Consider the following 15132-nt stretch of genomic DNA (forward strand, 5'->3'; position numbering starts at 1 on the left):
TTGTCAGGTGTCAGGTGGGATCGTGGCATTGAATTGCATGCAGGGCTGTCTGCGGGCGGTCGTGTCCGTCGTCGGTTTTCCACGTCACTTCGGCTCATTCCAGAATACTCCTGGATCCAGCGACGCCAATGCGGCGATACTCTGTGTATTCCCGCCATTGCTCAGAATCCTAATAAACCGATATGTATCAGGAATTTCTTAGCGCCCTTCTCCTTAATCGAGGCTTTCGGTCCATTGCCGTTGCGGCCCTCTGCATGCTGGCGCCGGCTTGGGCCGAAGAGCCGCCAGTCGCTCCCGCAGTGTCCTCGGCGTCCTCGGATTCTTCAGCTTCTTCGGATCTCTCTGCCTCTTCAGGCCCCGTCGAGTCCTTGGAGTCCTTGGAGTCCTCGGAATCCGTCGAGTCCGTCGAACCAGCCAAGCCAGTCGCCGAGGTGACGCCCTTCGCCGAGGCGCTTGCCGCTTACCGCGCCACGGTGGCGGAGCAGGCGCGCAACTACGATCAGACGCAGGACATCTCGCCGCGACAGATGCTCATTCTGCTGGAGGTGTGCGAGCGCACCGGAGCCAGCCTCGGGCAGGTCCTCGCGACAGGGGAATACGAGAGCGCCAGGACCTGGAATGACTACGTCCGTCCCACCTTGGGCAGCGGCAGACTGGGGTCCGCGACCGGGGTGTGGCAGTTCATTCCGAGTACCTTTCACCGGATCATGAAGCGTTTCGGGACGCAGCTGCTGGCCGCCAGCGAGCCGGATGCGGCGACAGGCCGCGCGCGCCTCGACCTGGGCGACGGCCCCTTCACCGATGAGCAGGTTCGGCGCCTGATTCAGGACACCGTGGACGGCAAACGCAGCGCCGACGACGCGGAGGTGCTGCTCTTGCGCCACAACTTCGCCGTGTTGGCCTTTGCGAAGCACTATCTCAGTGTCGACTCCGGCGCCAAGACCGCTGAGGAGGACTACCTCTTTCACTTCCTTGGGGAAGATCGCGGCCGCAAGGTCCTTGCCCTGGCGCGCGGAGATGTTCGCGATACCCTTTGCGTCAAGATGCCCGACCTTGAGGAGCCGCTCCCCATGGAGGTGGAGGCGGAGCCAGAACTGGCCGCCAACGACTATCTGAAACCCAGGCCGCAGGCGCGTGCGATTTTGCAAAGCGCCTCTGTGATGACCTCTGACATCGGTCTCCTGCTGCCGTCCAGACCACTTGGACTTACGTCCGATCCCCTCGGGCAGCCGCGGATCATGGCGCGGCAGGGGCTGACCTCCGAGCTGCAAGCGCACGCACTGAGCCGACGGATCACCGTCCTCGAGGACTCGGCCACCTTTCAGGCCCCGTCGCCCTTGCCCGCCGAGTCCGCGGTCTGGTCGGAGCCGACGCCCAAGGCACCGCCCCCGATCTCGTCCGACTGGGGCCTGCCGGCGGACTCCCCGGTCGTGACCGGCAACCTCGGGATGTTCTACCGCGACGGCAAGGGCCAGAGCCAACCCTATACCTGGGCCGAGTTCTTCGAGAAGCTGGGTAAGCGGGTGCGCTCCAAGGAGCAGCCGGCCATGGTGCGGGCCAAGTATGGCGTCGGTTTCCGCCTGAACGGGGGGGATATGCCGCAGTGGACCTTCGACCCGAACAAGACCTTGGAAACGGTCGAGCTGCGTCACGAACTCAGCGGCAGCCTGCTGGTGCCCGAGAAGCTGATGACAGGTCCACTCGACCCCAGCGAGACCCAGTACTACAAGCAGCGTCTCGCCGAGTTGCTGAGCCAGGGCGAGGACCAGCCGCTGCGGACGCTGCCCGCGCGCGCCCTCTCTGCGCTGCAACATCTGGAGCTGCTGGCCCCGGACGTCCAGGACCTCAGCACCGACAGCCCGCAAGTGCGCAAGGCCTTGGAGTCCTTCCGGGCGATGGTCGGCAAGGATGCCCCCGACGACCCGGCCCAGGCCGCCATGCTCATGCCGACCGAGCGGGTCGCGCTCGAACTCTACGACCAGCGTCTCGCGCGTTACGCGGCCCTGCAGGCCGGTCAGCAAGCCGCGCTCGACCAATCCCTGGATCTCCCCGGCATCAGGCGCCTGCTCAAAGGGCAGCGCCAGTCCTCCGTGCCGCACATCGCTGTCGTGCAGAAGGCGCTCGCGGACGAAGGACTGCTGACGCAGTCGACGAAGAAGGTCGTGTGGCGAGACAAGCGACGCAAGCGCCATGTGAGCTACGAGCCGGCGCCCTTCGACGGCATCGCCGGCAAGTTGACACTGGGTGCCCTCAGTCGTTTCCAGCTGCGCAATGGCCTGCGACAGACCCAAGGCATCCTCGATGGCGTGACCCTGGCGATGCTGGGACTGCCGCCCATGGGGCCTGAGATCTTCCTTCCCCCCGCCGGGCCTCAGTGCCCGCTCGATCCGAATGCCGAGACGACCCCGGTCTGCGAGGTGCCTGCCAAGGTCAGCCAGCTCGCGTTCTACGACCTCATCCCGAGCGGGGCCGATTCGCTGCCGCGCTGGTGGAGTCTCGTGCAGGGCGGGGTGGCGGCTGGGTCCAGCGCGTCGAGCGGCCCAGTCGAGCCGGATTCGCAGCCCGCCGCAGAGGCCTCCACCAGCTCGTGACGCCAGGCGGCGATGTCGCCGGGGCCTGATCGGCGCGGGCAGCGAGACCGCGCCGCGGCGTCCTCTCTTGGTTCGCTCTGCCGCCTCTGTTAGTGTTGCCGGCTATCTCAATTCCCGGAGCCGACTGATGATGGGTGCGCTCTTGCGTCTCTCGGACTTCATCGATGCCGTCAATCGCCGCGTCGGTCAGGCGGCCATGTGGCTGATCCTGGGCAGTGTGCTGCTGAGCGCGCTCACGGCGACGCTGCGCTATACGATCGACTGGGGATCCAACGCCATGATCGAGGGCCAGTGGTTCATGTTCGGGCTGGTCTTCCTGCTCTGCGCACCCTGGACCCTGCTGGAGCGCGGCCATGTCCGCGTGGACATCATCCACAACCGCTTGCCGCCGCGTTGGCGGGTTGGGATCGACATCCTCGGCGGCCTGCTCTTCCTGCTGCCGGTCTGCGTGCTCATCATCGTGGACGCCTGGGGCTACTTCCTCATCTCCTTTCACCAGAACGAGGCGTCCTATAACCCCGGCGGTCTCCTCTGGTGGCCGATGAAGCTGGCGATTCCGGTCGGCTTCAGCCTGCTGGCGCTTCAGGGACTCTCCGAGGTCATCAAGGGTGTGGGCATGCTGACCGGCCATCGGCCGCTGCCGGCCGTTCAGGGAGGTCATTGAGGTGGAGGCCTGGCTGATTGCCAACATGGCGCCGGTGATGTTCATGGCGCTGGTGCTCATCCTGCTGCTGGGTTATCCGGTCGCCTTTTCGCTTGCCGCGGTCGGCATGCTCTTCGGTTGGATCGGGATCGAGTTGGGCATGCTCACGCCCGCGCTGCTGCAGGCGTTGCCGGACCGCGTCTTCGGCATCATGCGCAACGAGATCCTGCTCGCGGTGCCCTTCTTCACCTTCATGGGCTTGATTCTCGAGCGCAGCGGCATGGCCGAGGAGCTGCTGGACACCGTCGGGCAGATCTTCGGTGGCGTGCGCGGCGGCTTGGCCTATGCGGTGGTCTTCGTCGGCGCGCTGCTGGCGGCGACGACGGGCGTGGTGGCGGCCTCGGTCATCGCCATGGGGTTGATCTCCTTGCCCATCATGCTGCGCTACGGCTATCACCCCAGGCTGGCGACCGGTGTGATCGCCGCGAGCGGGACCCTGGCGCAGATCGTCCCGCCGTCGCTGGTGCTGATCGTCATGGCCGACGTGCTGGGCCGCTCGGTGGGGGACATGTACAAGGGCGCCCTGATCCCCGGGCTGCTGCTGACCGGCTTCTACGCGCTCTTCGTCTTCGGGACCACGATCCTGCGCCCGGAAACCGCGCCGGCCCTGCCTCCCGAGGCGAGGACGCTCCATGGTCGCGCATTGGCCTGGCGCGTCATCATCGCGCTCATTCCGCCCTTGGCGCTCATTTTCCTGGTGCTGGGAACCATCTTCATCGGCTGGGCGACCCCCACCGAGGGCGGTGCCATGGGCGCCGTGGGAGCCCTCTTGCTGGCGATCGCCAAGGGGCGGCTGAATCTGACCATGCTGCGGGAGTCCATGACCTCGACCGCACGCATCACCAGCTTCGTCATCTTCATCCTCATCGGCTCCAGCGTCTTCAGCCTGACCTTCCGCGGCGTGGACGGAGATCTCTGGGTCGAGCACCTGCTGACCGGGCTGCCGGGCGGGGTGATGGGCTTCCTCATCTTCGTCAATCTGCTGGTCTTCTTCCTCGCCTTCTTCCTGGATTTCTTCGAGATCTCCTTCATCATCCTGCCACTGCTGGCGCCCGTCGCCGCCAAGCTGGGGATCGACCTGGTCTGGTTCGGCGTCCTCATGGGCGTGAACATGCAGACCAGCTTCATGCACCCGCCGTTCGGCTTCGCGCTCTTCTATCTGCGCTCGGTCGCGCCGGCGAAGGTCCGCACGGTCGATATCTACTGGGGGGCGGTGCCCTTTCTCGGCATCCAGCTGTTCATGGTCTTCCTCATCATCGCCTTCCCGCAGCTGGTGAGCTGGGGGCTGGATGGGCCGACGATCCGCGAGACGCCGACCGAGATCAGCGTCCCCGAGCCGAAACGCGGCTCCAGCCTGCTCGATAGCTCGGATTTCGATGGGCTCCTGGGCACGCCTCCAGATTCCCTTGGGCAATAGCCGAACGGTGTTCCGCTCCGTCATGTCCGCGGATCGGCGTTGGGCCTCTTGCAGGGGGATTCCGGGAGAGCGAGGCTGGGTGGCGCGGTCTGCTGGCAATGGCGCGCGCGTGGGCCTTGAGCCAAACGGGTGATGCCTCTTGATTGGCGTTCAAAATCCGCGATCTAGCTCACATACCCACGCAAAACACCTGCGTCAAGGGTAGCAATCCCCTGCCGGGCATCCGAGAATCTGGCAGCGAGAGCGTGGCGGATTGGCGGAGCCGAATCGCGATAGATTCGTGGAGTCTCCGTGCCGTCGATTAGCAGCATCCGGTCCAACGCCGGCCGCAGCCCGGCGAGGCGTTGGGCGCCTGTGGGCACCGTACGGGATTCCATGAGGGACGTGAGGCATGTCGACAATGACGATAGATGAGGACGACCAGGAAATCATCGACATCTTTGTGGAAGAGGCCGCAGAGGTCCTTCAAGAGATGGGTCGTAACCTGAAGGCCCTGAGCAGCAATCCGAAGGATCGGAACGCGCTGGGAGAAGTCCGCCGCGGCTTCCATACGCTCAAGGGCAGCGGCCGCATGGCCAAGGCCCTGGATCTTGGCGAGCTGGCCTGGAAGATCGAGAGCATGCTGAACCGGGCGATCGAGGGAAAGATCGCGGTCAGCGACCCCATGATCAGTCTCCTGACCAAGTGTCACGGCACCATGCCGAAGCTGGTCGACGCCTTCAAGCGCCATCGGCCCTCGGGCATGGATGCGGACATGGAGTCCATGATGGCCTATGCCGATGCCCTTGCCAGTGGACAGACTCATCCTGTGGCTGCGCAGCGCCCGGTCTCGGCCACGGCCCCGGCTGGCGCCGGCGATTTGGGCGCGATCCAGGGCAAGCTCGGCGAGCTGCATCGGCAGTTCGAGCAGTCGACCCGACGGACCGACGAGGCACTCCATCGCGCCGAGATGGCGCTGCAACAGTCACGCAAGCTGGCCAAGTATCTGGACGCGCTCGCGGCGGAGGTCCAGGGGCAGCATGCCAGCGCCGATCTCAAGCCGCTGACCGAGCGCGTCAACACCCTGTCGCGCGACATCCTGGAGCTTCGCGAGGTCACGCGCGGCGGACAGGTCCCCGCGGCGGCTGGCGCACCGGATACGCGCGAGATTCAGCACATCATCGACCAGCGCATGCGCGAGCGCGGTCACGCCGGTGATCGCTCCAGGCAGGAGATGGAGAAGACGCTGGACGAGGTCCTGCAAACCGCGCTCTCGGCGCGGCGTCTGGGCGTCTGGGCGCTGACCATCGGTGTCCTGCTGATGGTGGCCGCCGCGGGGACGGCCGCCTACTTCCTCGCCTGAGCCGTCAGCTCACCGACGCCGAGGTCCTCACGCAAGAGCCCCGGCACGCCGTGCGTGCCGGGGCTCTGGGCAAGGCGTGAAGTGTGCGCCGTCGTCTACTTCATGCGTCGCACGGCCTGGCGGAAGTTGGACATGGATGACTCGGCGACGCTCCACCAGACGTCGGAGCTCTTCTGGAAGGCGATCATGGAATCATAGATCTTCTTGAAGGTCGGGTTCTTGGCGGCTTCCTCCGCATAGACCTGTTGCGCGACCTCATAGGCCTTGAGCAGGACATCGTCGGGGAAGCGGCGCAGCTCGGCGCCGCTCGCCATCAGCCGCTGCAGGGCGGGCGGGTTCTTGGCGTCGTAGGTGGCCAGCATCTCCAGATGGGCATCCTTGGCCGCGATCGAGAAAGCGGCCTTGTAGGCTGGCGGCAATGCCTCCCACTGCGCCTGGTTGACGTAGAAGACCAGGTGCGTGCCCGGCTCCCACCAGCCGGGGTAGTAGTAGTACTTCGCGACCTTGTAGAAGCCGAGCTTCTCGTCGTCATAGGGGACCGTCCACTCGGCCGCGTCGATGGCGCCACGCTCCAGGGCGGGATAGATCTCGCCGCCCGGCAGTGACTGGGGCACCGCGCCCAGCCGCGAGAAGATCTCGGCGCCGAATCCGGGGATGCGAATCTTGAGCCCCTGCAGATCCTCCAGCGACTTGATCTCCTTGCGGAACCAGCCGCCCATCTGGGCACCCGTGCTGCCGCCAAGGAAGTTGACGATGCCGTACTCGGCGAACATCTCCCGCAGCAGCTCCATGCCGCCGCCCTCTAGCACCCAGGCGGTCAGCTGGCGCGTGTTGAGGCCGAAGGGGAAGGTCGTCTCCATGGCCAGCGCCTTGTTCTTCCCGTAGTAGTAGTAGGAGGCGGTGTGCCCGCATTCGACCGTGTTCTGTTGCACGGCATCGAGCACGCCGAAGGGGGGCACGATTTCGCCACCGGCGAAGACCCGAATCTCGAAGCGACCATCCGTGAGCTCGGCCACGCGCTTGGCCAAGGTCTCGCCGCCGCCGTAGATGGTGTCCAGGCTCTTGGGGAAGCTCGACGCCATGCGCCATTTGATGGCCGGCGCCTCTGCCTTGGCCGGCAGTGAGAAGCCGGCAGCGACAGCGCCGACACCGGCGGTTCTCAGGAAGTCACGTCTCTGCATGCTGTCCTCCAGGAGGGATAGAGTGCCTTTGCAGGCTCGGGTGCTTGTGTGGGATGCGGACGGAATGTCTCGTCGCGACCGGCGCCGTGGGTGTTCGGCCCCAGCGGGGACGCATTGTATCCGCATCCGCGCGTCGATGATGCGCCATGCCCGCTGCGGCCCTGACGCGCGGCCTCTCCGGCGCGGATGTCCTGGCCAGCGAGCCCGCTTCAGACGCCGCGAGCCGATAAGGGCTGGCCTCGCCATTCCAGGTGGCTTCTGCGCGCGGATTGGACCTTGATGCGTTTGTTACGATTGGCGCACAGAAACGCCGGTGCGCAGGCCGTATCCTCAGGCCATACCCGGACAGGTGTCCGTCGCGATCCGTGTCCTCGGAAAGGCGCCGCTGGTTTTCTCTACCGGGGCCACGCGGATCCGGCTGGAGTCCTCATTTTGACCGAGTCCACACCTCACTCAGACGCCGATAGCGAGCCGGCGCGGGCATCTGCCGACGAGGATCGATCGCCCGTCCATGTCTTCGTCTGCGCGCACTGGATCAAGGAGGTGCGCGCTGCCCTGGAGGGTCGTGCGGCGCCCTTGCACCTGAACCTGCACGCGTTCCCGGTGCGCTGCGGATCCCCGCCCATCAGTGCGCGGGAGCTCGATCGGCGCATCGCCACTCTCCCTGACGGCCCCATCGTCTGGCTTGGCGGACGTTGTCTCGCCGAGCTGGCTTCGCGGGATGTGGATGCCCGCCAGGGTCTGGATCAACGCGTGGACATCCAGCACATGGGCGAGTGCCTGTACCTCCTGGAAGATCCGCGCTGGGTCGACGAGCAGTTGAGGCGCGGCGTGTGTCTCTGCACGCCGAGCTGGGTGGAGCACTGGCAGGGCTGTCTGGCGCGAGCGGGCGGCGGGGATCTGGCCCCGGACCCGAGGCTCCCGACAGCCGGCACGCCCGAGGTCTTGCTGCTGAATACCGGGCGCGATGCCGGGGTCGAGGCCAAGTTGGCCGAGGTTTCCGCGCGCCTCGATCGACCCATGGCCACCAGATCGACCGGTCTCGGCTATCTCCGGCTGAATTTGGAGCGGATCCTGGACCGTGCGCGACTCAGGGCCGAGCAGCGGGCCTCGACCGCACGCATGGCGCTGACGCAGCGTCAGGTCGAGGCGGCCGCGTTGGCCATGGACCTTCTCAGTCGTCTCTCCATGGCGGCCAGCGAAGCCGAGGCGGCGGTCAAGATCCTCGACATCTTCACCGCGCTCTTCGCACCCTCGCGGCTCTTCTACCTGCCGGTCGACGCCCAGGGGATCCTCGGCGAGCCCATTGCGGCTCGGCAGCCGACGGCGGCGTCGCTCCGCGAGGCCGCCCGCTTCATCGCCTCGGGGGCGGCCAGCGCCAGGACGGACTCCGGTCAGGGGGTCTTGCTGCGCATCCATCACGCGCGGGAGACCTATGGCGTCATCTTCCTGCGTGGCTTGGCCGGCGCGGACGGCGGCGAGCCGGTTCCCGCGCTGGCCCTGCGCATCAGCGGACTCTGTGCCATGGCCATTCAGCGCGCCCGCGCCCTGGACCAGCTGCGCGAGAGCGAGCGCCGCTATCACACCCTGTTCACCTCGATGCTCGAGGGCTTCGCGCTGCATGAGGTGATCTGCGACCCCAGCGGGCAGCCGGTCGACTACCGGTTTCTCGATGTCAATCCGGCCTTCGAGGACATGACCAAGCTGACGCGCGAGACGCTCGTCGGTCGAACCGTCAAGCAGCTGATGCCAGACATCGAGTCGGTCTGGATCCAGCGTTACGGCGCCGTCGCCCTCACGGGCGAGCCGACACGTCTGGAGGAATACTCGGTCTCCCTCGGTCGCTACTTCCGCTGCTATGCCTATTGCCCCTCGCCAGGCTGGTTCGCCGTCATCTGTGAGGACGTGACCGAGCGCACGCGTGCCGAGCAGGAGCTGGCCGAGCATCGCCATCAGCTCGAAGCACTGGTCGAGCGCCGCACCGAGGAGCTGGCGCTTGCCAAGCTGGAGGCGGAGCGCGCGAGCCAGGCGAAGAGCGAGTTCCTGGCCAACATGAGCCATGAGATTCGCACGCCGATGAACGCCATCATCGGCTTCGCGCACATCCTGACCCGCGAGATCGCGGATCCGAGGCAGCGCGACCGCCTGGAGAAGATCGAGGTCGCGGCCAACCACCTCCTGTGCGTCATCAACGACATTCTCGACATCTCCAAGATCGAGGCAGGCAAGCTCGAGCTCATGGCCGAGGATTTTTCGCCGCCTGTCCTGCTCCAGCAGGTGAGTGCCTTCATCGCGGAACGCGTCCAGTTCAAGGGGCTCGCTCTCTCGCTCGACTGCGGCCACCTGCCGCAGGTGTTGAGCGGGGACGTCACCCGGTTGCGCCAAGCCTTGCTCAACTACCTGAGCAACGCCGTCAAGTTCACGGATCGCGGCTCGATTCGGCTCAGTGCCCACGCCGTCGAGGAAACGGACAGTGACGTGCTGGTGCGCTTCGAGGTTCTGGATTCAGGCATCGGTATCGCGCCGGCGGATCAGGCGCGGGTCTTCAGTGCCTTCGAGCAGGTGGATGGCTCCATCCACAGGCGCCACGGCGGAACAGGGCTCGGGCTCGCCATCACCAGCCGCATCGCCGCGATGATGGAGGGCGAAGTCGGCCTGGAGAGTGCCCCGGGGGCGGGCAGCCTCTTCTGGCTGACGGCTCGGCTCAAGAAACGCCCGGACGCACGGCTCAAGGGACTCATCGAGATACCCAACCGCAGTATCGCCCAGGACCAGCTGCGCGAACGCCGCCGAGGTGCGCGCATCCTGGTCGCGGAGGACAACGGCATCAATCAGGAGGTGATCGTCGAGCTGCTGCGCGGGGTCGGATTGACGGTGGAGCTGGCCGCCAGCGGTCGCGAGGCGCTGGAGCGGGTGAGCCAAGGGCGCTATGACCTCATCCTCATGGACATGCAGATGCCCGAGATGGACGGTCTGGAGGCGACGCGCCGGATTCGCGCGCGACCCGCGTGCGCGCAGGTGCCCATTCTGGCGATGACCGCCAATGTCTTCGGCGCAGACCGCCTGCGCTGTCTCGAAGCCGGCATGAACGACCACATCGCCAAGCCGCTCGATCCGTCCAGACTCTTCGAGACCCTGTTGCGCTGGCTCCCCTGTCCGGACGAGGTCGAGGGGGCGCCGCGACCGAGTCCGCCATCGCCGGGGGAGAGCGGCGCTGTGCCGACGCTCTCGCCTCGTCTCGGCCCGGCCGCGGGTCTGGATGTGGTCAGCGGGCTCGAGTGCGTGGATCAGGACCAGGAGCGCTATCTCCGCCTGCTCAAACGACTCGTCTGCGAGCACGCCGAGGATGCGGGCAGGATCCTGTCCTGTCTGGCCGCTGGAGACAGGTTCGAGGCACGTCGTCTCGCACACTCCCTGAAGGGCTGCTCCGGGACGCTGGGTGCATTTCGTGTCCAAGCGGCGGCGGCGGCGCTCGAGACGGCCATCGAGAACGACCGACCGGATGCGGATATTGCACGGCTCATTCAGCACACCAAGGCGGCGCAAGCGGTGCTGGCCGATGCACTGGAGCTCGACCCGGAAGCGCGCGACGCCGTTCAGGCGCCAGGTTTCTGAGGCGTCTCCCCGGCCCGCGGTCCGGCGAGGCTGGTCCGCGCCAGCTCGCGCTCCGCGCGCGCCCCCATGACGCGCACCAGGGGACCGAGCGTGAGACCCTGCACCAGGATGGAGAAGACCACGATCACATAGGTCACGGTGACCAGGATGTCGCGCGTCTCCCCGTGCGGCAGCGACAGCGCCAGTGCGACCGAGATCCCGCCGCGGATCCCGGCCCAGGTCAGCAGGCTGACGACGCCGGTGGAGAAGCTGCGGAAGCGCCGCATGATGCCGATCGGCACGCCCACGCTGATCCCGCGCGCGACCAAGACCAGGGGGATGGCGAGCGCCCCCGCCAGCAGGTGGTCCAGGCTGAGGCTGATCACCAGCACCTCCAGCCCGATCAGGACGAAGAGCACGGCGTTCAGGACTTCGTCCACCAGTTCCCAGAAGTCGTCCAGATGCTGGCGGGTCTTCTCGGACATCGCCCGCTTGCGGCCCTGGTTGCCGATCAGCAGCCCGGCCACGACGATGGCGATGGGTGCAGAGAGGTGCAGATGCTCGGCCAGCGCATAGCCGCCGGTCGCCAGTGCCAGGGTGACCAGCACCTCGACCTGATAGTTGTCGATGCGGTAGAGCATCAGGAAGGCCAGCCCGCCCGTGACCAGACCGAAGAGCACACCGCCGATCGCCTCGCGGCCCAGGAGTTCCAGGAAGCCGAGCGTGCTGATGTCATGACCGCCGCTCGCCAGCCCGGCGATGGTCAGGAAGACGACGACGGCCACGCCATCGTTGAACAGCGACTCGCCCGTGATCTTGGTCTTGAGCGATTCCGGTGCGCCGGCGTTCTTGAGCACGCCAAGCACGGCGATGGGATCGGTCGGCGAGATCAGGGCGCCGAAGAGGAAGCAGTCGATCAGCGGCACCTGCAGGCCGACGAGCGGGAAGAGCACATAGGCACCAACGCCGATGATGAGCGTTGCGCCGACGACGCTCGCCGTGGCCAGGATGGCGATGACCCACTTCTGACGCGCCAGGTCGTTGAGGTCGACGTGCAGCGCGCCGGCGAAGAGCAGGAAGCTCAGCAGCCCGTGCAGCAGGGTGTCATCGAAGCGGATGTGCTCCAGCATCTGCTGGATGTCCGCTTGAAAGCCGCTGTCGAAGGGCAGGATCAGCAGCCCAAGCGAGACCAGCAGCGCGATGAGCATGAGCCCGATGGTCGTCGGGAGCCTGAGATAGCGGTCGTTCAGCCAACTGAAGATGGCGGCGATGCTGAGCAGGGTCGCGATGATCTCGAAGAGCGTCATTGGGATTCAGCCGGGCCGGGCGTCTGCGCGCGGGCGCGGCTTGGCTCGACTCAGTAACGTCCGCCGGTGCCCAGCATGTAGTTGCGCAGCTCGGCGCTCTCGAGGTTCACGCGCATCAGGTTGCCGTGGGTGATGCGGAAGATGGCGCGCATCACCTTGTAGACCAGGCGCGGATGCGTCTCGATGAGCGCTTCGAAATCCTCCGGCTCCAGTGTCAAGACCTTGGCCTCGCCCTCCGCGCGCAGCGCCGCCCTGCGTGTGGAGCCGTCGACGAAGGCGCGGGTGCCGGCGCACTCGCCAGGGCGCATCTGATAGACGGTTTCTTCCGCGGTGCCCACGGTCTTGCAGACACAGAGCCGACCCTCCGCTAGGATGAAGAGCGTCCGTCGCGCCTCCCCCTCGTTCACGAGATTCTCGCCCGCCTTGAGCGAGACCATCCCCAGACGCTCGGACAGCACCGCGCGCTCAGGGTCGTCGAGTTCCGCGCCGAGCGGGGATTGGGTCAGGATTTCCGATCTGTTGATGTCGTGCATGGGCTCATCTCCTCTAAGTTGCCGACCCGGAGCACGGACAGTGCGCGATGCCAATTCCACGCGTTGAGACTGGTCCGCTCCAGGCTGAAGTGTACCGTAAAGCCTCTGCGCTGAAGCCTTGCGGCCGCACGACTCGGGCGCGGCGTCGGAATGGACGGCTTCATCGAGTTGGCGAGTGCGCGCTCCTGGCCTCCCGCGAGCGACCGCGGGCCGGCTATGCGCAGGCGTCTTTGGCTGCGTCAGCGAGACGGTTCCGACAGCGGGATGCAACAATGACGGATCGATGTGCGTATTTACCCCGATTGAGGTCGAGCGGATGCGGATCTGATTCCGCAACCCAAGGTGCTTGCAGGTATTTGCTGTCGGCGCCGAGGATCATGGCCGTCATGGAGACGATGCCGTGCATCGCCATTGAGAAGAAGCCACCATTGAGCAGAAACCACGTCCAGGCCGTCAAGCCGCGCCCATTGCGGCGCGCCCCGTCGAGCGCAGCGCGCGTGCGGCGGCTGCGCTGGAGCGGCCTGTGCTCTCTGTTTCTGGTGCTGATCGCTCCCGTGACGGCAGGGGAGCATCCGCACGTCTTGGTGCTCTATGGCTATGATCGCCTGCTGCCGGCGATTGTGAGGATGAACGCTGGGCTGCGCGAGACGATCTCGCCCGAGGTGCAGATCAGCACCGAGTTTCTTGACTATCCGCGCTTCTCCGGCGAGTCCTATGCCCGCACTGTCACGCGGTTCCTGGTCGCGAAATACGCGGCCCAGCCGCCCGACCTCATCATCGCGGGGGGTGAGAATGCGCTGACCTTCCTCCTGGCCAAGCGCGCGGAGCTGTTCCCGCGCGCTGGGGTGGTCCATATGGCCACTCGCAAGTATTCTCTCGACCTGCTCCCAGCACTGCCAGCGGACGTGGTCGGCATCCCGGTCGAGTACGATTTCAGCCGCACCATCGAGCTGGCATTGCGCCTGCATCCGCGCGCCGACCGTCTGGTGCTGGTGACGGGTGCAACGCCCTATGACCGCTCCTGGGAGACACGCCTGCGCGAGGAGGCGCCTCGCTTCGCCGGGCGCGTCAAGGTCGAATTCCTCGCTGGATTGCCCACTGCGACGGTGCTCAAACGCCTCGGCGAGCTGGGCACGGACGCCATCATTTTCAGCCCAGGCTACTTTCAGGACGGCACCGGCAAGACGTTCATCCCGCTCAAGGCCGCGATTGGGATGGTCGAAGCCGCCACCGCGCCCTTCTATGCGCCGTCCGACACGGCAATCGGCATCGGCATCGTTGGCGGCTACACGCCAAGCTTCGTCGCGATGGGCCGGGAGGCGGGCCTAGAGGCGAACGCACTGCTCGCCGGTGTCGCACCGCAAGATCTGAAGCTGCCCAAGGTCATGCCCACAACCCTGAAACTGGACTGGCGACAGATCTTGCGCTGGGGCATCGCCCAGCACGCCATCCCGGACGATGCGGAGATTTACTTCAGGGCGCCGACCTTTCTGGACGCGCATCGCAAGGAGGCGATCTCCGCCGCGGTCGTTTTTTTGCTCCAGAGCGGCCTGATCGGATGGCTGCTGATCGAGCGTCGCCGTCGCCAGCAGGCCGAGCAGGCCGAGCAGCAGCAACGCTTCGAGTTGGTCCATGCCTCACGCCTTGCGGTCGCCGGCGAGCTGACCGCCTCGATCGCCCATGAGATCAATCAGCCCCTCGGAGCCATCCTCAACAATGCCGATGCCGCTGAACTCATCCTCGATTCCGGACCTGCTTCCGATCACACCAGGCGCGAGGCGCTACGTGCAATTCTGGCCGACATCCGCCACGACGATCTGCGTGCCAGCGAGGTGATCCGGCGGCTGCGCGGATTGCTGGCCAAGCACCAGGTCGAGCGGCAGGTCTTCGACCTGCGCGAAGCGACTACCGACGCGGTGCACTTATTGCGGATCGAGGCGCGCCGACGCAGGATCGAGTTCATCCTTCGCGTCACTCCGACGCCCGCGACCATGGTGGGTGACCGGATTCAGATCCAGCAAGTGGTCATCATCCTGCTGATCAACGCGATGGACGCGATCGGCGATCTGCCGGACGATCGACGTCAGGTGGTGATCTCGATCGAGGAGCGACTCAAGCGTTTCCTCCTCAGCGTGAGAGATCGTGGCTGCGGTATCGCGTCGGAGCATCCGCGGCAGATGTTCGATTCGTTCTTCAGCACCAAGCACGCGGGCATGGGGCTCGGACTGTCGATCGCTCAGACCCTGGTGAATGCGCACAAGGGTCGCATCTGGGCCGAGCCTACGCCCGACGAAGGGGCGCTGTTCCATGTCGAGCTTCCTGCAATCGGCGCGCCGGGCAAGTAGCCTGAAACCCCGCCAAGGCCGCGACCGCGCGTCCTGGCCTTCCCACGCTCGCAACCAGGACTGTCGTTTGGGGAGGCGCGATTTGAGCGGTGCCGGCGGCCGTGCTGAAGCGCGCTGAC

At 66.1% G+C, this 15132-nt stretch carries 9 protein-coding genes; 6 read left to right on the forward strand and 3 right to left on the reverse strand.

The features are described from left to right. Window positions 1-377 precede the first annotated feature (377 nt). The 4 genes from CKO23_RS11925 (at window position 378) to CKO23_RS11940 (ending at window position 6053) form a co-directional block, all read left to right on the forward strand. On the forward strand, window positions 378-2591 hold the full coding sequence (locus CKO23_RS11925) for a peptidoglycan-binding domain-containing protein (RefSeq protein ID WP_242482391.1): 2214 nt from the start codon (window positions 378-380) through the stop codon (window positions 2589-2591). Between the two features lie 127 nt (window positions 2592-2718). Continuing rightward, window positions 2719-3255: a TRAP transporter small permease subunit gene (locus tag CKO23_RS11930; RefSeq protein ID WP_242482392.1), complete on the forward strand. Its 537-nt coding sequence runs from the start codon at window positions 2719-2721 to the stop codon at window positions 3253-3255. Window position 3256: 1 nt separating this feature from the next. Continuing rightward, the gene (locus CKO23_RS11935) at window positions 3257-4711 is read left to right on the forward strand and encodes a TRAP transporter large permease subunit (protein WP_200331358.1); all 1455 of its coding nucleotides are present in this window, start codon (window positions 3257-3259) and stop codon (window positions 4709-4711) included. A 391-nt stretch (window positions 4712-5102) separates the two neighbouring features. Then, window positions 5103-6053: an Hpt domain-containing protein gene (locus tag CKO23_RS11940; protein ID WP_200331360.1), complete on the forward strand. Its 951-nt coding sequence runs from the start codon at window positions 5103-5105 to the stop codon at window positions 6051-6053. 95 nt (window positions 6054-6148) lie between these two features. On the opposite strand, the gene CKO23_RS11945 is transcribed toward CKO23_RS11940, so the two are convergent. Continuing rightward, complete coding sequence (locus tag CKO23_RS11945; RefSeq protein WP_200331362.1) at window positions 6149-7234, reverse strand: TRAP transporter substrate-binding protein; 1086 nt, start codon at window positions 7232-7234, stop codon at window positions 6149-6151. A 432-nt stretch (window positions 7235-7666) separates the two neighbouring features. Between CKO23_RS11945 and CKO23_RS11950 the strand changes: the two genes are divergently transcribed. Next, on the forward strand, window positions 7667-10849 hold the full coding sequence (locus CKO23_RS11950; RefSeq protein ID WP_200331364.1) for a response regulator: 3183 nt from the start codon (window positions 7667-7669) through the stop codon (window positions 10847-10849). On the opposite strand, the gene CKO23_RS11955 is transcribed toward CKO23_RS11950, so the two are convergent. Then, on the reverse strand, window positions 10831-12135 hold the full coding sequence (locus CKO23_RS11955; protein WP_200331366.1) for a cation:proton antiporter: 1305 nt from the start codon (window positions 12133-12135) through the stop codon (window positions 10831-10833). The genes CKO23_RS11950 and CKO23_RS11955 overlap by 19 nt on opposite strands. Before the next feature lie 50 nt (window positions 12136-12185). Further along, window positions 12186-12668, reverse strand: a complete 483-nt coding sequence (locus tag CKO23_RS11960) for a Crp/Fnr family transcriptional regulator (protein ID WP_200331368.1) — start codon at window positions 12666-12668, stop codon at window positions 12186-12188. 428 nt (window positions 12669-13096) lie between these two features. Between CKO23_RS11960 and CKO23_RS11965 the strand changes: the two genes are divergently transcribed. After that, window positions 13097-15013 (forward strand): sensor histidine kinase, encoded by a 1917-nt coding sequence (locus CKO23_RS11965; RefSeq protein WP_242482393.1) that lies wholly within the window; start codon window positions 13097-13099, stop codon window positions 15011-15013. Window positions 15014-15132: the final 119 nt, after the last annotated feature.

The organism is Thiocystis violacea (assembly GCF_016583565.1).
GTDB classification, from domain to species: Bacteria; Pseudomonadota; Gammaproteobacteria; order Chromatiales; family Chromatiaceae; genus Thiorhodococcus; species Thiorhodococcus violaceus_A.

Bases quoted from the DNA above. Each gene is read 5' to 3' on its own strand.
- CKO23_RS11945 (WP_200331362.1), bottom strand. From the start codon at position 7,234: ATGCAGAGACGTGACTTCCTGAGAACCGCCGGTGTCGGCGCTGTCGCT.
- CKO23_RS11960 (WP_200331368.1), bottom strand. From the start codon at position 12,668: ATGCACGACATCAACAGATCGGAAATCCTGACCCAATCCCCGCTCGGC.
- CKO23_RS11955 (WP_200331366.1), bottom strand. From the start codon at position 12,135: ATGACGCTCTTCGAGATCATCGCGACCCTGCTCAGCATCGCCGCCATC.
- CKO23_RS11940 (WP_200331360.1), top strand. From the start codon at position 5,103: ATGTCGACAATGACGATAGATGAGGACGACCAGGAAATCATCGACATC.
- CKO23_RS11930 (WP_242482392.1), top strand. From the start codon at position 2,719: ATGATGGGTGCGCTCTTGCGTCTCTCGGACTTCATCGATGCCGTCAAT.